This is a genomic window from Enterobacter vonholyi (assembly GCF_040834095.1).
GTDB lineage: Bacteria > Pseudomonadota > Gammaproteobacteria > Enterobacterales > Enterobacteriaceae > Enterobacter > Enterobacter vonholyi.
This window is the reverse complement of record NZ_CP162152.1, coordinates 1,662,677-1,680,580: the sequence shown is the minus strand read 5'-3', so window position 1 is coordinate 1,680,580 and position 17,904 is coordinate 1,662,677. Positions and strand designations below refer to the sequence as shown.

Below are 17,904 nucleotides of genomic sequence, written 5' to 3'. Positions count from 1 at the left end.
CGCTGAAAGTAAAAAGCCGACCTGAGGGTCGGCTTTTTTTATGGCTGCTGCACGGGCTTCCTCATCCCGGTCACCTCCGGCATGACCTGCCGCATCAACTCCAGAAAACGCCGCAAGCGTGCCGGATAATAACGGGACCAGGGATAAACCAGATGCACCGGTAGCGCCGCTGGCTGCCACTCCGGCAGCAAATGCACCAGCCGTCCGTCCTGAATATCGTTCTGTACCGTCCAGCTGGAGACCACCGCCACGCCAAGCCCGGTGAGTGCAGTGTTACGTGCGACATACAGGCTGTCGGTACTTAGCCGTGGCGTAATAGCAATCCGCGCGGTGGCGGGCGAAGTATCGTGAAAAAGCTCCACATGGCGCTGGTAGAAAGAGCTGATGGCTATCCAGGGAAACTGCTGCAAATCCTCCGGCGCGTTAACCGTTGGAAAACGGGCCAGCAGTGCCGGTGAAGCCACCACCGAGCGCGGCACCTCCGCCAGCAGCACGGACACGGTCGCCGGATCGACCTCCACGCCTACCCGAATAGCACAGTCCAGGTTGTCGCCGAGGAAATCCGCCGACCTGTCGTTGAGCATCCACTCAATCGAAAGCTGCGGATAGCGTTGCAAAAATTCGGTTACGGGTTTAAGAAGCTGATCCTGACCAAACGCGTGGGGAGCGCGCACCCGCAGCACGCCTACCGGCTCATCTTCCGTCTGCCCCACCTCATCTTCCAGCGCCAGCCAGCTGTCAATCACCCGACGGGCGTGCTGATAGCAGCGCTCGCCGTCATCCGTCAGCCGCGTCGTGTGGGTGGTGCGCAATATCAGGCGTACGCCCAGCATGGTCTCAAGCGACTGTAACCGTCTGCTCACAGTGGCCTGGGTGGTGGCCAGCTGCCGTGCCGCCGCAGAGAGGGAACCCGCCTCCACGATGCGAACAAACGTCCGCATTAACTCCACCCTGTCTATACGCTCAGCTCTTTTCATTGCCTTTTCACTTATACGTTCAACGTATAAGCGTTTTACCACCGGGCCCGCTACCGTCGCAAGGCGTACTGATAAAAAATAGCCTCACACGACGAATGAGGAACTTCTTATGAACACAACAACCGCCGCCCATGCCGTGAGCCGCTGGGTGATTTTAATGCTGGCGATCGGTGCAGGTTTCAGCGTGGCATCAATCTATTATGCCCAGCCTCTGCTGCCGCTGATGGGCGCAGACCTTCACCTGAGCATCGAAGGAATGGGCATGGTCCCGACGCTCACCCAGGCGGGATATGCCCTGGGGATCCTGTTCCTGCTTCCGCTCGGCGATCGCCACGACCGCAGGACGTTAATCCTGATAAAGAGTGCGGCGCTGGCGCTGTTTCTTCTCGGCTGTAGCCTGACCGGGCAGATCCACTCTCTGCTGCTGGCAAGCCTGCTCATCGGCATGGCCGCCACCATGGCACAGGATATCGTCCCTGCCGCGGCCATCCTTGCGCCGGAAGGTAAACAGGGGAAAACCGTGGGCACGGTAATGACCGGGCTGCTGATGGGTATCTTATTATCAAGAACCGTGAGCGGCGTGGTGGGTGAAGCGTTTGGCTGGCGCGTCATGTACCAGCTGGCGGCGGCGAGCATTGCGTTCATCGGCGTGATGATGTGGTTTGTGCTTCCCCGTTTTGCCATTCACTCCACGCTGAGCTACCCCGCGCTGATGCGCTCAATGGAACACCTGTGGCGTCGCTATCCGGCGCTGCGCCGTGCGGCGCTGGCTCAGGGCTTTCTGTCGATTGCCTTTAGCGCCTTCTGGTCTACGCTTGCGGTCATGCTGCTTGAGCACTATCACCTGGGCAGTGCCGTAGCGGGTGGTTTTGGTATTGCAGGTGCCGCCGGTGCGTTAGCTGCCCCGCTGGCAGGGGGTCTGGCGGATAAACTGGGCGCAGGAAAAGTCACGCAGCTTGGTGCCGTTCTGGTGACCGTCTCATTTGCCCTGATGTTCCTGATGCCCGCGCTGGGCGTTCATGGACAGCTGATTCTGATCGCCATCTCTGCCGTCGGGTTCGACCTGGGTCTGCAGTCAAGCCTGGTCGCTCACCAGAACCTGGTATACAGCCTTGAACCGCAGGCTCGGGGTCGTCTCAACGCCCTGCTCTTTACGGTGGTCTTTATCGGAATGGCGCTGGGTTCCGCGTTAGGCAGCAATATCTACTCGCTGGCTGGCTGGACGGGTGTGGTCGCGCTGGCGACAGTCTGTGGCGTCATTGCACTGGCAATTCGTCTGATTGAAAGCGCACGTGTCGCCTCCGCATCAGCAGAAGTTGCATAAAAAAAATGCCCAATCCAGGCAGATTGGGCAGTAAAACATGCCCAGTTTCAAGACATGTTCCAAGAGGTCAAGATGTTATTTGTTCAGCTGGAACAGAGACATGCCCTGCATATCGCTAAACGCTTTATAAGACGCCTGCAAGGCCGCCTGCTGCATGGTGTAAGAGGAAATCGCTTCGTTCCAGTCAACATCCACCAGGTCGCTCATCTGCTTGGTCTGACCCAGCGCGCGGTCATCACCCAGCGTATCGAGTTTTTCCAGCTCGTTCATCTTGGTTCCCACATCCGCAACGACCGTCAGGACATTGTTCTGGGAGTTTTTGATGCCGATTTGCGCATTGGCAATCACCTGGCTTTGCGCCGTGGCAGCAGCCGGATCGTTTTCAATCGGCGTCTTCAGCGACGCAATCGCAGAATCCAGGATTTTGAACATGTTCGTCTGGCCATATCCACCGCCCGGCAGCTGTTCTGCATTACTGGTAATGCTTTCGAAAATTTGCTGGCCGGTATGACTAATGGTCATATTTCGCGCCGTATCAACCTGCTGCGTGATGGCCTCTGCGCCGCCGTTGTAATCCCCGGTCGCGGCATCAAACGGTGCGCTCTCGGTTTTGTATCCCGAAAAGATAAAGCGACCATTACCATCCGTCGTGTTGGCCAGGTTCATAAGCTGATCGCGGATCCCCTGAATATCGGTCGCCAGAGAAAGACGGTCGTCATCGCTTAACGTGCCGTTCGACGCATAAACGAGCTTCTCGCGCACGCTCGAGATCGCGGTGTTGACCTGGGTTAACACGTTATCTTCCAGCGAGACCTTCTGTGTAGCAAAGGTGCGCGCGAGCGCAAACTGGCTGTTTTGCGACTGAGACTGTGACAGAACGATGGCCTGCGACGCGGCGATAGGATCGTCCGAAGGACGATTGACGCGCTTGCCGGTGGACATCTGCTCACCGTAGCTCAGCCATCTGCTCTGGGAATCGGTGATCCCACGCATGTTCTGCTCGTACATCATCTGGGTGCTAATACGCATTGTTCACCTCAACCTTAACGAATGTTGATAATTGCATCGAAGAGCGTACTGGCAGTCTGGAGAACCTGGGCGTTCGCCAGGTAATACTGCTGATAACGCTGCAAATTGCCATACTCTTCGTCGAGGTTTACCCCAGAGATGGTCTGCTGCTGCTTGATTAACTGCGTCTCCACGTTGGCTTTCGTCTGGCTGCTCACCTTCAGTGACGCCGTTGAGCTACCGACGGTACTGACGAGAGAGGCATACGCATCGTTGAAGGTTTTGTTTCCACCCACCACTTTGCCGTTTTGCAGATCGAGCAGTTTTTGGCCGTTACGGTTATCACTCTCGCCGCCGTTCTGCACCGATGCCATCGCCAGCTTGGACTCGTCGCTGATCGCGAGTTCCATGTTCATGATGACGTTGGAAACAGGCTTCACGGTAAAGCTGTCTTTGGTGTTTGCCGTACCGCTCACGTTGACGTTAAGGCCATCAAACGACAGATTGCCGCTGGCATCCGGGCTCATCGTAAAGCTGGTTTTGTCTGAAGTACGGGTAACCGTCCAGTCAGTGCCGTTAAACTGCAGCTTATAGTCTGTCGCCTGGACCTGCTTGCTGTCCGCTACAGAAGCCGTAACAACCGCCGAACCGCCGTTCTTGCTGCTGGACAGGACCGCCGGAGAACCGAAGTTGAACAGCTTACCGCCCGCATCACCGTTCGCATCAAAGCCGGCTTCATGCTGCGTGTTCATTGAATCTGCAAAGGCCAGCGCCATCTGGTTCAGGGTGTTACGAGCTTTATCAAGATCTTCCGTGCGGAAGGTCAGTAAACCGCCCAAAGAACCGGTGGTAATCATCTTCTCCGGGATCTCGACATTACCCGCTACGTCGTCGACATAGGCCACGGTGGTACGAGCCGGATCTGCACTCGACTTCACGGCAGCCAGCTGGTTAGCTTTGCTGCCCTGAACCAGGCTGTAACCGTTGCCGAAAGAGATGTTAAACGTACCGCTATCCTGAACAGACACTTCCACGCCGACGATTTTGTTCAGCTCATTGACGAGCTGATCGCGCTGGTCGAGCAGATCGTTAGGCGATGCGCCCGCGCCGACGCCGGTCAGACGAGAGATCTGATCGTTCAGGTTCGCAATCTGTTTGGCATAGTTGTTGATCTGAGACACGCTGGTCCCAATGGCGGTATTGACCTGCGTATCCTGATCGCGCAGATACTGATCGTTGGTTTTGAACTGATTGACCAGACCACCCGCTTTACCCAGCACCGTCTGACGTGCAGCCGGGTCTTCCGCGTTGCTCACCAGCGTTTGCAGGCTTTTGAAGAAATCCTGCAGGGTGGTGGAAAGCGAGTTGGTGGTATCAGAGAGCACATCGTCGATTTTTGACATCTGCTGATAGCGCGTCGTCAGACCGCTGCTCTGCGTCTGCGCGGCGCGCAGCTGGTTGGTGATGAAGGCGTCATACTCACGCTGGACACCGGAGACATACACCCCGTTACCCACCCAGCCACCGCCGGTCAGCGTGCTGTTAGATGCGCCCAGCACCGTGGTCTGGCGGGTGTAACCTGCCACGTTATAGCTTGAAATATTATTACTGACGGTATTGAGTGCCGACTGCGCAGCACTGAGGCCACTCATGGCGCTGTTAATCAAACTGGACATGGGGGTTCCTTTTATACGTTCAGACACGAGTCCTGATGAAGGTTATCGGCAACCTCCACCGGGACTTGAGAACTTTCAGAACAGATTTTCAATATCTGTGCTATAGGCTTTGCTGACCTTCTCCCCCATGGATTTCAGCTGCTGGATCATGCTGGTGAGCTTGCGTGCATAGTTCGGGTCAGTCGCGTAGCCCGCGTTTTGTAAGGCCTGAGCGCCCTGCTCCGCCGTCGCCGCCTGCGTAACGGCGGTATAACGCGGATTTCGGCTCAGCAGGCCAACGTAGTCGGACAATGCTTCCAGATAAGAGCTGTAGACGCGGAATTTTGCTTTGACCTTCACCGCCGCACCGTTCTCGTATTCGGTGGTCGTGATCTCCGTTGTTGGCCCCTTCCAGCTGGAGGTGGCCTTCACGCCGAAGATGTTGAAGCTCGGATCGCCGTTTTCCTTGCGGATCTGGCGCTGGCCCCAGCCCGACTCCAGCGCGGCCTGCGCCAGAATCAGATGATGCGGCACGCCGCTCTGTTCGCTGGCAAGGCGCGCGGGCAGAGAAAGCTGCGCCAGGAAGTCTTTGCTGTCACCGGAGAGCGGCTCATCGCCACTGCCCGTGGCTTTTGGCATCGCTTTACGCACCATTTGCGTCAGAGCCTGGTTCTGATAACTGGTCACCGTTTCCAGGTCGAACTTCATCGGCACCTGCTGCGTCTGTTCCTGAGGCTGAATGCCCTGCGCGGCTTCGGTCTGTTTCACAATCATGTCAGCCAGACCGAGGCCTTTACCGGCGGTCATCTGCTGCGCAATCTGCTGGTCATACATGCTGGTGTAGAGACGCGTTGAATCACTGCTGAACATCCCGTCTTTCGGCAGGGTTTCACGCATGCTTTTCAGCATCATCTGTACAAACATCCCTTCCACCTGGCGGGCGACCGGGCGGATGTTCGCCGCCGGGTCTTTTCCTGCTTTGGTTTTCAGTTCGTTGAGCGACTGGGCATCCCAGGCTGCACTGGTCAACAGTTTGCTATCGGTCAGCATTAGATGATTTCCAGTTTGGCGCGCAGGCAGCCCGCGCTTTGCATGGATTGCAGAATGGACATCAGGTCCATCGGCGTTGCACCCAGGGCGTTCAGGGCTCGCACCACGCTGTTCAGGTTGGCACTGGAGCGAACGCTCTGCAGCGACCCGCCGCTCTGACGCATATCAATCTGCGTTTGCGGCGTCACCACCGTCTGACCGCCACCAAATGGCGTATTCGGCTGGCTCACGTTCGCGGAGCGGTTTACCGTTACGGAGAGGTTGCCCTGCGCTACGGCACAGCTGTCCAGCGACACTTCCCGGTTCATGACCACCGAGCCGGTACGGGAGTTGATGATCACCTTGGCATCCTGAACCGGAACGTTCACTTCCATATTCTGGATATCTGCCAGCATGCGCACCTGGTTGCTGCTGCCGGTAGAGGTACGGATCTGCACGGTGCGCGCATCGAGTGCCGTTGCATTACCGTAGCCGCGGCTGCGGTTGATGGTATCGGCAATTTGCTGCGCCATGGTGAAGTCTTCATTATTGAGCTGCAGGTTGATGGTGTTGCCCGCGCCAAACTGGGTCGGCAGTTCACGCTCAATGATCGCCCCGTTGGTGATACGTCCACCGTTAAGCTGGTTCACCTGCACGCTGCTCCCGCCTGCGGAAGCGCCCGCACCGCCAACCAGAATGTTCCCCTGCGCCAGTGCATAGACCTGGCTGTCGACGCCTTTCAGCGGGGTCATCAGCAGCGTACCGCCGCGCAGGCTTTTGGCATTACCCATTGAGGAGACCACCACGTCAATGGTTTGCCCCTGACGAGCAAACGCCGGGTAGGACGCGGTGACCATTACCGCGGCCACGTTTTTCAGCTGCATGTTAGTTCCCGCCGGCACGGTAATGCCTAGCTGGGAAAGCATGTTGTTCAGACTTTGGGTAGTGAACGGCGTCTGGGTGGTCTGGTCACCGGTACCATCCAGACCAACCACCAGGCCATAGCCAATCAGGGAGTTTTCACGTACTCCCTGAACGCTGGTGAGGTCGCGAATACGGTCAGCCTGGGCAAATGTTGCCACCAGCGCGAGCGCCACGGCGAAGATCGATTTAAACATGGGTCACCTCGCTTACATTGGCGATAAATTAAGGAAGAAGCGCTGCAGCCAACCCATATTTTGCGCTTCATTGATATAGCCGTTCCCGACGTACTCAATGCGCGCATCCGCCACCTGGGTAGATGGAACGGTGTTGGTGCCGCTGATGGTGCGAGGGTTAACCACGCCCGAGAAGCGAATGAATTCAGTGCCCTGGTTGATGGCGATCTGTTTTTCACCCACAACGTGCAGGTTGCCGTTAACCAGTACCTGGTCAACCGTGACCGTCAGCGTGCCGCTGAAGGTGTTGCTGGCGTTCGCGCCGCCTTTACCGTTAAAGGTGTTGCCGCCGGAGGCCTCAACATCCGCACGGGCATTGCCGAACAGGCCCTGCAGATAGCGTGGCACGGTATCGAAGCCAAAATTGGTTTTGCCATCGCGGCTGGCGTTCGCCGACGAGCTCTTGCTCGCGCTGACGTTTTCCTGCAGCACAATGGTCAATGTATCGCCGACGTTACGCGGGCGGCGATCTTCAAACAGCGGCTGATAGCCGTAATTAATCGGCTGCGCGGTCTGGAAAATGGAGCCGTTTACCACTGGCGCGGGGCCAGGAACGGGTTGGGCAGTCGTCGCACCCTGGACCAATGGTTTAGACGGGATCAAAGCACACCCGCTAAGGGTGACAGCCAGAACAGTCAGTATCGGATAACGAAACGCCGCGTTTTTTTGCATTGCCTTCATCTTCGAAAACAGGGAGCCGGCGCGGCGTTTACCGCACCGGGCTACACCTTAGAGTTGCGTCAGTTTCTGCAGCATCTGGTCGGTCGTCGACACTGCTTTACTGTTAATTTCATACGCGCGCTGGACCTGGATCATATTCACCAGCTCTTCCGCCACGTTCACGTTGGACGTTTCAACATAACCCTGGTACAGCAGACCCGCGCCGTTCAGGCCCGGGGTGCTCTCATTCGGCGTACCGGAGGATTGCGTTTCGGTGTAGAGGTTCTCACCAATGCTTTCCAGGCCGGTATCGTTCATGAAGGTGGTCAGGTTGAGCTGCCCGACCTGAACCGGCGCGGCCTGTCCCTGCTGGGTCACGCTGACCACACCGTCACGTCCGATGGTGATGCTCAGGGCGTTCGCCGGGATGGTAATCGCAGGCTGAACCTGGAAACCGCCCGCCGTCACCAGCTGGCCGTTCTGATCGACCTGGAACGAACCGTCGCGGGTATAGGCAGAGGTCCCGTCAGGCAGCTGCACCTGGAAGAAGCCCTGGCCTTTGATTGCCACGTCTTTACTGTTGTTGGTCTGAGACAGGTTGCCCTGGCTGTGCAGACGCTCGGTAGCCACCGGGCGAACGCCGGTACCAATCTGCAGGCCCGACGGCAGCGTCGTCTGTTCAGAAGACTGCGCCCCCGGCTGGCGGATGGTTTGATAAAGCAAATCTTCGAAAACGGCGCGCTGGCGCTTGAAACCATTGGTGCTCACGTTTGCCAGGTTGTTGGCAATCACGTCCATATTGGTTTGCTGGGCGTCCAGGCCAGTTTTCGCGATCCATAAAGAACTGATCATAAGGAGTCCTGTTAACTCATAGCCAGAAGTTGGTTAGCCTTGCCCGCGTTTTCATCCACGCTGCTGATGATCTTCATCTGCATTTCAAAACGACGGGCGCTGGCGATCATGTCGGTCATGGCTTCGACCGGCTTGACGTTACTGCCTTCCAGAACGCCGGACATCACGCGGATGCTCGGATCGGCCTGTAACGTGGCGCCACGCGTCGCCTGAGCCGCCTGGGTCAGGCGGAACATGCCGTCGTCGCCACGCTGCACGTCTTTGGCTTCCGCCTTCACCAGCTTCAGACGTCCGACGGGCGCAACGGTGTTGGCCGGGTCGCCCGGATTCAGCGCCGAAATGGTGCCGTCCGCAGCGATAGTGAGCTCAGAGCCTTCCGGCACGGTCAGCGGACCTGCTTCCCCCATCACCGGATGCCCCTGAATCGTCAGCTGGCCCGTCGCGCTCACCTGGATGTTGCCGTTACGGGTATAGCCTTCGCTGCCGTCCGCGGTTTGCACCGCCAGCCAGCCGTCCTGCTGCAAGGCAACGTCCAGCGGGCGTGAGGTGTAATCCATCTGCCCAGGCGTCATATCGGCGCCAGGGGTTGATGCTGTCACCAGCGTACGGGTCGGCAGGGAAAGCCCTTCTACCGGCACCGCGCGAAGCGCATTAAGCTGGGCGCGAAAGCCCGGCGTTGAGGCGTTTGCCAGGTTGCTGGCGGTAACGGCCTGCTGATTGAGCGTCTGACTTGCCGCGCCCATCGCGGTATATATTGCGTGATCCATTGCGCTTTCCTGTTAGCCGCTTAACGCAGGTTAACCAGCGTGTTGAGGATCTGGTCCTGGGTTTTGATGGTCTGCGCGTTCGACTGATAGTTACGCTGCGCGACGATCATGTTAACCAGTTCTTTACTCATATCCACGTTGGAGGCTTCCAGCGCGCCGTTGGTCAGCTTGCCGAAGTTACCGGTGCCTGCGGTGCCCAGCAGCGCCACGCCGGAAGACTGTGTGGCAGACCAGACGTTGTCGCCTTCAGACTTCAGGCCTTCGTTGTTGGCGAAGTTTGCCAGCACGATCTGACCCAGAACCTGAGACTGTTCGTTAGAGTAGCTTCCCACCACGGTGCCATCGTCGTTGATCTGGTAGCTCACCAGGTCGCCAGGCTTGTAGCCGTTCTGATTGGTTGCCACCACGCTGTTTGCACCGGTGTTCTGCTGCATGGAGTTCTGGAAACTCAGGGAGAAGGTCGCCGCCGTCGCACCGCTGACAGAACCCGTGGTGATGTTAATGGCCGGCGTGGCGTTTGGCGCTGCGCTCAGCACGCCCGCTGCGTCGTAGTTATACACACCCGCCAGGTTACCGTTCGCATCAAAGTTCATCTGCGCCGCTTTCGTCGCAGCAGAACCCGCAACGCTGCCGTCCTGAGTGTAAAGATCCCATTTATTGTTGGCCGTCTTAACGTAGTAGACGTACATGTTATGGGCGTTACCCTGGCTGTCGAATACGGTCACGGTACCTTTTTTGTTATAGGTATCCGGGTTGGTCGCATCGAAGGGGGCGGTTTGAACAGGATCGGTTGAGTTCAGGTTGATCTGCTGCGTGGCGGTGGTGGTTGATTTCGCCGCCATCAGGGTATTCGGGATAGTAATCGCCTGAGGATTCGCACCGGTCTGAACGGTTGGAGGCGTTCCTGCTGCCGGGTAGCCCGTCAGCTGCATGCCCTGCATGTTAACCAGCGTACGGTTTTCATCCAGTTTGAACTGGCCGTTACGGCTGTAGAACACAGAACCGTTAGAATCGACCATACGGAAGAACCCGTTCTGGCTGATGGCAACGTCCAGGCCACGGCCGGTGTTGGTGGTGGTGCCGTCGCTAAAGTCCTGAGTGATGCCTGCAACTTTTACGCCCAGACCCACTTTGGAACCGGCAAACATGTCTGCAAAAGAAGCAGAACCGGATTTAAAACCATAGGTCGCGGAGTTGGCGATGTTGTTGCCAATGACGTCCAGGTTGGTGGCCGCAGCATTCAGGCCGCTGACCGCTTGAGAAAAGGCCATGACTTACTCCTGATAAGTGTTAAGGCTTAGATAATATGCCGAACTTCGTCGAGTGTGGTGGAACCAGAGGTTCCCAAATCCAGTTTGTTGCCGTCGCTTCCTTTAATCACGCCCTGGACCAGCGCGAACTGCAGCGGCTGCGCCACCAGCTGGGTCGTCCCGTTGCTGGCGCTGATCGCTACTTTGTAAGAACCGTTTGGTGCTTTAGTGCCGTCGGTCAGGCTGCCATCCCACGTAAAGGTGTGAACGCCCGCCTTCAGCTCACCGATATCAATGGTGCGCACGACCGTGCCGTTGCTGTCGGTGATGGTTGCGGTAACTTTCTCCGCCGCCTGCTGCAGCTCAACGCCAAACGGCGTGGTGGTCGTTGTGGTGTTCCCTTCAGTGGTGCTGGTGCCCGCCAGAATCGTGGTTCCAGGGATCATCACCCCGTGACCAATCAGGCTCGCTGCCTGCAGAGACTGGCTGCTGCCAATCTGGCCGGAAACGGCACCGAGGGTAGTGTTGAGCTTCTCAATGCCGCTCACGGTGCTGATCTGCGCAAGCTGCGTGGTCAGTTCGTTATTCTGCATTGGGTTGGTGGGATCCTGGTTCTTAAGCTGCGCCACCAGCAGCGTCAGAAAGCTGCCCTGAAGATCGGAGGCATTGCTCCCGGTCAGGGAGTTAGAACCCGTCGTACTCTTCGTGTTATTAACACCCGAGTTCGTAGGATCATTCACATTTACGGCGATGGACATGCATGTCTCCTTTACTGGCCGAGAGTGAGTGTTTTGAGCATCATGCTCTTCACGGTATTAAGCACTTCGACGTTGGCCTGGTAGCTACGGGAAGCCGACATGGAGTTCACCATCTCACCCACCACATCCACGTTTGGCATTTTCACGTATCCGCTGGCATCCGCGAGCGGGTTACCCGGCTCATACACCAGCCTGTCCGGCGCCTGGCTCTCTACCACATCAGACACCTTCACACCGCCCGTCGCCGCGCCTGGCGCCGCATCGACCTGAAAGACAACCTGTTTGGCACGATAAGGCTGGCCGTCGGGTCCGGTTACGCTGTCGGCGTTCGCCAGGTTACTGGCGGCCACGTTCAGGCGTTTGGACTGCGCGGTTAACGCCGAACCGGCAATATCAAAAATATTCAACAAGGCCATCTATCAGTTCCCCCCCTGCAGGACGTTCATCATGCCTTTGATTTGTCCGCCGAGTACGGTCAGGCCCGTCTGGTATTTCAGGCTGTTATCGGCAAACTGCGTACGCTCCCGGTCCATATCCACGGTGTTACCGTCGAGTGAGGGCTGATCGGGAATGCGGTAAAGTAAATCGGTCGCTGGCGCGGTCATCGCCTGAGCAGGAATATGGCGAGAGGATGTCATGGCGAGTGCAACACCCGTTCCTTCGGCACGTCCACGCTCCATCACCTTTTTGAGTTCACTGGAAAAATCAATATCGCGCGCCTGAAACCCTGGGGTATCGGCGTTAGCGATGTTGGCGGCTAAAATCTCCTGCCGCTGGGCGCGTAAGTTGAGCGCTTCCTGCTGAAAACGTAACGCGGCGTCGAGTTTATCGAGCATGTCTCCTCCGCTGATGGCAAAATTTCAGTTCACAGCTTAAATCTCACCCGGTCTCCCCTATCGACGGAATAAGCGCAAAATGCGTCGCTATTTATTGCGTTGATGCAAAACCACTGCAGGTAAAATTCATTCAACTCTGGAAACGGTGGAACTTGCGATGCAAACGTTAAAACGTGGCCTGGTGGCAGCTTTCTTGCTGTTTAGTCCTCTGGTGCAGGCTGATGGCTTACAGGATCGGCTGACGGCTTTTTTTGCTGAAAAACTGGCAGGCTTTAGCGATGACGTTACCGTTACCGTGCGCACGCCACCGAATCTGTACCCGACGTGTGACCAGCCGTCCTTCAGCGTGGTAGGGTTCACAAAGCTCTGGGGGAATGTGAACGTGCTGGCACGCTGCGCCAACGAAAAACGCTATTTACAGGTTGCAGTTCAGGCGACGGGCAATTATGTTGTCGCCGCCGTGCCCATTGCGCGCGGCAGCGTGCTGCAGACGAACAGCGTGACGTTAAAACGCGGGCGTCTGGATCAGCTTCCGCCACGCACCATGCTCGATATGAACCAGGCACAGGACGCCGTCAGCCTGCGTGATGTCGCCCCCGGCCAGCCGATACAGCTCTCAATGCTGCGTCAGGCATGGCGGGTAAAAGCGGGTCAACAGGTGATGGTGGTGGCCAACGGAGATGGCTTTAGCATCAACAGTGAAGGGAAAGCGTTAAACAATGCCGCGGTGGCGCAAAACGCCCGCGTCAGAATGTCCTCAGGCCAGGTGGTGAGCGGAACCGTCGATGCTGATGGGAATATTCTGATTAACCTATAATCTTTTTAAAGATTTCGCTGCGCGTGCCGATAAATATTCCACTAATGATGATATCAGGCGCAAACGCCGCGAACCCTCGATGAGGACAACACTATGAGCATTGATCGTACATCAGCCCTGAAGCCGGTAAGCGCTGTACAACCTCGCGAAACGAATGACGCTCCTGCGCAGAAAACGCGTCTGGAAAAACCGTCAACGTCCAACAGCACCAGCGTTACCCTGAGCGACGCGCAGGCAAAACTGATGCAGCCAGGCAGCAACGATATCAATATGGAACGTGTTGAAGCGCTGAAAACGGCTATTCGTAACGGTGAGCTGAAAATGGACACCAGCAAAATCGCTGACGCCCTGATTCAGGAAGCACAGAGTTTCTTACAGAGTAACTAACCGTATGAGTCGACTGTCAGAAATACTGGATCAAATGACGGTTGTTCTTAACGACCTGAAAACGGTAATGGACGCTGAACAACAGCATCTCTCTTCCGGTCACATCAACGGCAGTGCGCTGCAGCGTATTACTGAAGATAAGAGTTCACTCCTGGCGACGCTGGATTATCTGGAGCAGCAGCGCCGCGCTGAGCAGGATCCTAAGCGTAGCGCCAATGACGATATTATTGAGCGCTGGCAAACCATTACCGAAAAAACCCAGCATCTGCGCGATCTTAATCAGCACAACGGCTGGCTACTGGAAGGTCAGATTGAGCGTAACCAGCAGGCGCTTGAGGTATTGAAACCGCATAAAGAAACCGGACTGTACGGTGCGGATGGTCAGACAGCGACTGCGCGTATTGCGGGAGTTAAAAAGATTTCGATTTGACGCCTGAGCGACAAATCATGCAGCGGGGAGCACCATAAGGTGAACTCCCCTTTTGGCGTTTATGCCGTACGGCGGGCAAACTCTTTCACTTTGAACCCCAGCACCGCGAGCGTGGCAAAATAAGCCACCACCCCAACGCCTACCACGGCCATCAGCCGCATCAAACGGTATGGCATGGTGCCCAAGGACCATTCCGGCATCACGTACATCATGCCAAGCAGCGCGGCAGACATCACCAGTACCGCAACGATCAGACGCACCAGGAAACTCCCCCAGCCCGGCTGCGGCGTGAAAATATCCTGCTTGCGCAGCTGCCAGTATAACAGCCCGGCATTCAGACAGGCCGCCAGACCAATCGATAATGATAGGCCCGCATGCTTCAGCGGCCCAATAAACGCCAGGTTCATCAGCTGCGTCATAATCAGCGTCACGATAGCAATTTTCACCGGCGTTTTGATGTCCTGACGCGAGTAGAACCCTGGCGCCAGCACCTTGACGACGATCAGCCCCATCAATCCGACCGAGTAGGCAATCAGCGCGCGCTGGGTCATGGCAGCATCAAAAGCGGTGAATTTTCCGTACTGGAAGAGCGACACCGTTAACGGTTTAGCCAGAATACCCAGCGCCACCGCGCTTGGCAGGGCCAGCAGGAAACAGAGACGTAATCCCCAGTCCATCAGGCGGCAATATTCATCATGGTTGCCGCTGGCAAAACTTTTCGACAGCGACGGCAGCAGAATGGTCCCCAGCGCCACGCCCAGCACCCCGGACGGAAATTCCATGAGGCGGTCGGCGTAGTACATCCAGGAAACCGAACCGGACACGAGGAAAGAGGCAAAGATGGTGTTGATGATAAGCGAGATCTGGCTGACTGAGACGCCGAGAATGGCGGGCCCCATCTGCTTGATCACGCGCATCGCCCCGGCATCTTTGAGATTGATGCGCGGCAGCACCAGCATGCCGATTTTTTTCAGATGCGGCAGCTGATACGCCAGCTGCAGCACGCCGCCGACGGTGACCGCCCAGGCCAGCGCCAGCACCGGCGGGTTGAAGTGCGGCGCGGCGAACAGGGCAAAACCGATCATGCTGACGTTAAGAAACGTCGGCGCAAACGCCGGTACAGAGAAGCGGTTCCAGGTATTCAGGATCGCCCCCACCAGCGAAGCCAGCGAGATGAGCAGAATATAGGGGAAAGTAATGCGCAAAAGCTGCGAGGTCAGGGCAAATTTGTCAGCCGTATCGGCAAACCCGGGTGCGGTCACCATAATTACCCAGGGCGCGGCCAGCATCCCGAGTACGGTCACCACAGCTAAAGCCAGCGTCAGCAACCCGGAGACATAAGAAACAAAGACGCGCGTCGCGTCTTCACCCTGCTTGCTTTTATATTCCGCCAGAATGGGCACGAATGCCTGGGAAAACGCCCCTTCAGCAAAAATACGACGCAGCAGGTTCGGCAATTTGAAGGCGACGAAAAAGGCGTCCGTGGCCATCCCTGCACCAAATACCCTTGCCACAATGGCGTCGCGTGCAAAACCCAGCACGCGGGAAAACATGGTCATCGAGCTGACGGCCGCCAGCGATTTTAATAAGTTCATTAACGTGAATTTCCAGAACCATACGGATTTCCAGGACGGGCAAGCGTAAGCGCCACCCGGCAAAGCCTACAAGCGGCGCTTAGTCTACCCGGATTTCAACGAATTACTATCCGCAGATGTTACAGCGAGTTATTCACTCATGGCATCGCGCCAGAGCCTTTCTACAATGCGCTGCGCCATAATGGCCTGCTCGCCGGACGTTTCAGGAACCGTCTGATTATGCACGCAGGTGATAAAGTGGCGGGCGCATCCTGCGAAACCGCGCTGCTCGAGGGTGCTCTGCCAGCCTGGCGCCGGGAGCGTCACCACGCCGCTGCCCTTCTCTTCCTGCCACTCGCGCATGTCCGTAATGTCGTACAGCGCGCCGTCGGTCACCGCCTGCACGGATTCACGCTGGCTACCCGCCCGGCGGTGCATGCTGGTGGTAATCTGAAGATGCTCAACGGAAAAGTGGTGTTCAGCGTAGACCATTTGCCCCTGATCGTTTGTCACGAGGGTGCCGCTTTTCAGCTGCGCATTACCGTTGGTCAGCCACAGCGCCGTATCCACCACATGCAGGTAATCATCCAGAAGGGTAAACCGCAGATCGTTTGGCCCAATGCTGTCGGTACGGTGCTTATCCATTCGCAGCGAGGCAAGCGTGTCCGACTGCGCCTTAAGCTGCTGGTAAAGCGGCGCGAAGCGACGGTTGAAGCCCACCATCAGCGTCAGTTTTTTGCGCGCCGCCAGTTCGATCAGACGTTCCGCGTCCGGAACATTTTCCGCCAGCGGTTTATCCACGCAGACGTGAACCCCCGCATTGAGCAGCTCGCTCACCACCTGATAGTGAGTTGCCGTTGAGGTATGCACAAAAACCGCATCACACTCGCGGGCCAGATCCTGCAGGGAGGCAGCGTACGGAATGCGCCAGGTTTCGCAGATACGTTCTGCCTTTTCTCGCGTGGGTGACCATGCCCCTTGCAAGGTCCAGTCCGTCGCCGCACCTAAAACAGGCAGCCAGGCTTTTTGCGCGATGCCGCCCAGCCCCACCACGCCTACGCGTAATTTTTTCACCGTCAGTCTCCCAGATGTGCCAGCAAGGCATCCAGACGCTGTTTCAGCCCGGCGACCTCTTCTTCCAGCGCTTCTACGCGCGCGGCAAGAGTGTCTGTGCCTGCTGAGGATATCGCGTCGCTCTCCACGGTAGCGACATCGACGTCGCCGCTGAACAGATGCATATAGCGGCTTTCACGTTTGCCCGGCTCGCGCGCCAGACGCACCACGTACGGGCCGTCTTCGCGAGAAGCCAGCCCTTCCAGGGTCTGCTCAACTTCCTGCATATCGCTGAACTCATGCATACGGGAAGCGCGCGTGCGCAGTTCTCCCGGCGTCTGCGCCCCGCGCAGCAGCAGCGTGGTGATGACCGCCACTTCCGCGCTGCTCAACTTCAGGTCACCGAATTCGGAGTTACAAAAGCGCTGTTCGTACTTGGTCACGCGGTTGCCGAAGCCGCTGACGGTGCGCAAATAGTGGCGTTTTACCAGCGCATCCAGCACGTCCTGAACGTCATGCTCGCTGAGGTTCATCACCGGCTCGCGGTTGGTTTTCTGGTTGCAGGCCATGGTCACGGCGTTGACGGAGAGCGGATACTGCTCCGGCGTGGTGACCTGTTTTTCGAGTAAGCACCCAATCACGCGCGCTTCTGTACCGTTTAGCTGATACTTCATCTTTTCTCCTTAACGACCTGCGGTCCAGTCCCGGGTGGTTAACGCCGTCAGAACGTGGTCGCGCCACTCTCCGTCTATCAACAGATAGTCTTTGGCGTAACCCTCTTTCTCGAACCCTAAACGCGCCAGCAAATTGCCGCTGCGCTGATTATGCGGCATATAGTTCGCCATGATGCGATGGATATGCTGCGTGCGTTGCATATAGCGGATCGCCACCGTTAACGCCTCGTACATCAGCCCCTGTCCCTGCCATTTCTGGCCGATGGAGTAGCCAAGGTAGCAGGCGTGAAACGACCCGCGCACCACGTTTGAAAAATTGGCGATCCCGATAATCTCTTTCTCTTCGGGATCCAGCAGCGCGAAATAAAACGCGCTGCCCTGCTTGTGAAATTCCGTAATCATGCTGAGGCGCGCCTGCCAGCCGGAAGGGTAACAATGGCTCTCATCCCGAACGGGTTCCCATGGTTTTAAAAACTGGCGATTCTCGGCGTAATAATCCGCCAGACGCCAGGCATCACGCTCATGCACCAGACGAACGACCAGCCTGTCCGTTGTCAGACGCACTTTTGGCACATTACTGCGATAGCCAAACATCGATCCCACTCCTTCCCGTCACTTCTGCTTACCCATTAGCTTTACTATACCTGCGCCTGCGCCGTCTGTGAAAACAGTGACATACCATTTTTCTCGCTTTTC

The 17,904-nt window shown here is 57.0% G+C and carries 20 protein-coding genes; 4 read left to right on the top strand and 16 right to left on the bottom strand.

Features of this window, described 5'->3' with window-relative positions; translation table 11 throughout:
- Positions 1-38: 38 nt before the first annotated feature.
- Positions 39-977, bottom strand: a complete 939-nt coding sequence (locus AB3N39_RS07950) for a LysR family transcriptional regulator (protein WP_367897197.1) — start codon at positions 975-977, stop codon at positions 39-41.
- 109 nt (positions 978-1,086) lie between these two features.
- On the opposite strand from AB3N39_RS07950, the gene AB3N39_RS07945 reads away from it, so the two are divergent.
- Positions 1,087-2,301 carry an MFS transporter gene (locus AB3N39_RS07945; protein ID WP_115874725.1) on the top strand — a complete coding sequence of 405 codons (1,215 nt, stop codon included), beginning with the start codon at positions 1,087-1,089 and terminating at the stop codon, positions 2,299-2,301.
- Between the two features lie 75 nt (positions 2,302-2,376).
- Here the strand turns inward: AB3N39_RS07945 and flgL are convergent, their stop codons facing one another.
- The 11 genes from flgL to flgB all read right to left on the bottom strand — a co-directional run bounded on the left by flgL (position 2,377) and on the right by flgB (position 12,273).
- Positions 2,377-3,330, bottom strand: a complete 954-nt coding sequence (gene flgL / locus AB3N39_RS07940; protein WP_252092733.1) for a flagellar hook-associated protein FlgL — start codon at positions 3,328-3,330, stop codon at positions 2,377-2,379.
- A 14-nt stretch (positions 3,331-3,344) separates the two neighbouring features.
- Positions 3,345-4,985 carry a flagellar hook-associated protein FlgK gene (gene flgK, locus AB3N39_RS07935; protein WP_111965536.1) on the bottom strand — a complete coding sequence of 547 codons (1,641 nt, stop codon included), beginning with the start codon at positions 4,983-4,985 and terminating at the stop codon, positions 3,345-3,347.
- A 75-nt stretch (positions 4,986-5,060) separates the two neighbouring features.
- Complete coding sequence (flgJ, locus tag AB3N39_RS07930; protein WP_023311141.1) at positions 5,061-6,014, bottom strand: flagellar assembly peptidoglycan hydrolase FlgJ; 954 nt, start codon at positions 6,012-6,014, stop codon at positions 5,061-5,063.
- A complete protein-coding gene (locus tag AB3N39_RS07925; protein WP_029740346.1) occupies positions 6,014-7,111 on the bottom strand; it encodes a flagellar basal body P-ring protein FlgI in 1,098 nt (365 codons plus the stop codon). The genes flgJ and AB3N39_RS07925 overlap by 1 nt, the downstream gene beginning before the upstream one ends.
- Before the next feature lie 12 nt (positions 7,112-7,123).
- On the bottom strand, positions 7,124-7,822 hold the full coding sequence (gene flgH / locus AB3N39_RS07920) for a flagellar basal body L-ring protein FlgH (protein ID WP_023311139.1): 699 nt from the start codon (positions 7,820-7,822) through the stop codon (positions 7,124-7,126).
- A 57-nt stretch (positions 7,823-7,879) separates the two neighbouring features.
- A complete protein-coding gene (flgG, locus tag AB3N39_RS07915; RefSeq protein ID WP_008500810.1) occupies positions 7,880-8,662 on the bottom strand; it encodes a flagellar basal-body rod protein FlgG in 783 nt (260 codons plus the stop codon).
- Positions 8,663-8,673: 11 nt separating this feature from the next.
- Positions 8,674-9,429: a flagellar basal body rod protein FlgF gene (locus AB3N39_RS07910; protein WP_033145205.1), complete on the bottom strand. Its 756-nt coding sequence runs from the start codon at positions 9,427-9,429 to the stop codon at positions 8,674-8,676.
- A gap of 20 nt (positions 9,430-9,449) precedes the next feature.
- Complete coding sequence (gene flgE / locus AB3N39_RS07905) at positions 9,450-10,700, bottom strand: flagellar hook protein FlgE (RefSeq protein WP_111965534.1); 1,251 nt, start codon at positions 10,698-10,700, stop codon at positions 9,450-9,452.
- A gap of 26 nt (positions 10,701-10,726) precedes the next feature.
- Complete coding sequence (gene flgD / locus AB3N39_RS07900; RefSeq protein ID WP_367897196.1) at positions 10,727-11,437, bottom strand: flagellar hook assembly protein FlgD; 711 nt, start codon at positions 11,435-11,437, stop codon at positions 10,727-10,729.
- Between the two features lie 11 nt (positions 11,438-11,448).
- Entirely contained in the window at positions 11,449-11,853 is a 405-nt protein-coding gene (gene flgC / locus AB3N39_RS07895; protein WP_008500814.1) for a flagellar basal body rod protein FlgC, read from the bottom strand.
- A 3-nt stretch (positions 11,854-11,856) separates the two neighbouring features.
- Positions 11,857-12,273 (bottom strand): flagellar basal body rod protein FlgB, encoded by a 417-nt coding sequence (flgB, locus tag AB3N39_RS07890; protein ID WP_023311135.1) that lies wholly within the window; start codon positions 12,271-12,273, stop codon positions 11,857-11,859.
- Between the two features lie 157 nt (positions 12,274-12,430).
- Between flgB and flgA the strand changes: the two genes are divergently transcribed.
- The 3 genes from flgA (at position 12,431) to flgN (ending at position 13,907) form a co-directional block, all read left to right on the top strand.
- Positions 12,431-13,090, top strand: coding sequence for a flagellar basal body P-ring formation chaperone FlgA (flgA, locus tag AB3N39_RS07885; protein WP_115874724.1), 660 nt, complete (start codon positions 12,431-12,433; stop codon positions 13,088-13,090).
- A gap of 93 nt (positions 13,091-13,183) precedes the next feature.
- Positions 13,184-13,477, top strand: coding sequence for a flagellar biosynthesis anti-sigma factor FlgM (gene flgM / locus AB3N39_RS07880; protein ID WP_023311133.1), 294 nt, complete (start codon positions 13,184-13,186; stop codon positions 13,475-13,477).
- 4 nt (positions 13,478-13,481) lie between these two features.
- Positions 13,482-13,907 (top strand): flagella biosynthesis chaperone FlgN, encoded by a 426-nt coding sequence (flgN, locus tag AB3N39_RS07875; RefSeq protein WP_008500818.1) that lies wholly within the window; start codon positions 13,482-13,484, stop codon positions 13,905-13,907.
- Between the two features lie 59 nt (positions 13,908-13,966).
- On the opposite strand, the gene murJ is transcribed toward flgN, so the two are convergent.
- From murJ to rimJ, 4 genes are all read right to left on the bottom strand, one after another.
- Entirely contained in the window at positions 13,967-15,502 is a 1,536-nt protein-coding gene (murJ, locus tag AB3N39_RS07870; protein ID WP_023311131.1) for a murein biosynthesis integral membrane protein MurJ, read from the bottom strand.
- 129 nt (positions 15,503-15,631) lie between these two features.
- Positions 15,632-16,555: a Gfo/Idh/MocA family protein gene (locus tag AB3N39_RS07865; protein ID WP_252092732.1), complete on the bottom strand. Its 924-nt coding sequence runs from the start codon at positions 16,553-16,555 to the stop codon at positions 15,632-15,634.
- A 2-nt stretch (positions 16,556-16,557) separates the two neighbouring features.
- A complete protein-coding gene (locus tag AB3N39_RS07860; RefSeq protein ID WP_136194678.1) occupies positions 16,558-17,208 on the bottom strand; it encodes a YceH family protein in 651 nt (216 codons plus the stop codon).
- 9 nt (positions 17,209-17,217) lie between these two features.
- Positions 17,218-17,802 (bottom strand): ribosomal protein S5-alanine N-acetyltransferase, encoded by a 585-nt coding sequence (gene rimJ, locus AB3N39_RS07855; RefSeq protein ID WP_008500822.1) that lies wholly within the window; start codon positions 17,800-17,802, stop codon positions 17,218-17,220.
- Between the last annotated feature and the right edge of the window lie 102 nt (positions 17,803-17,904).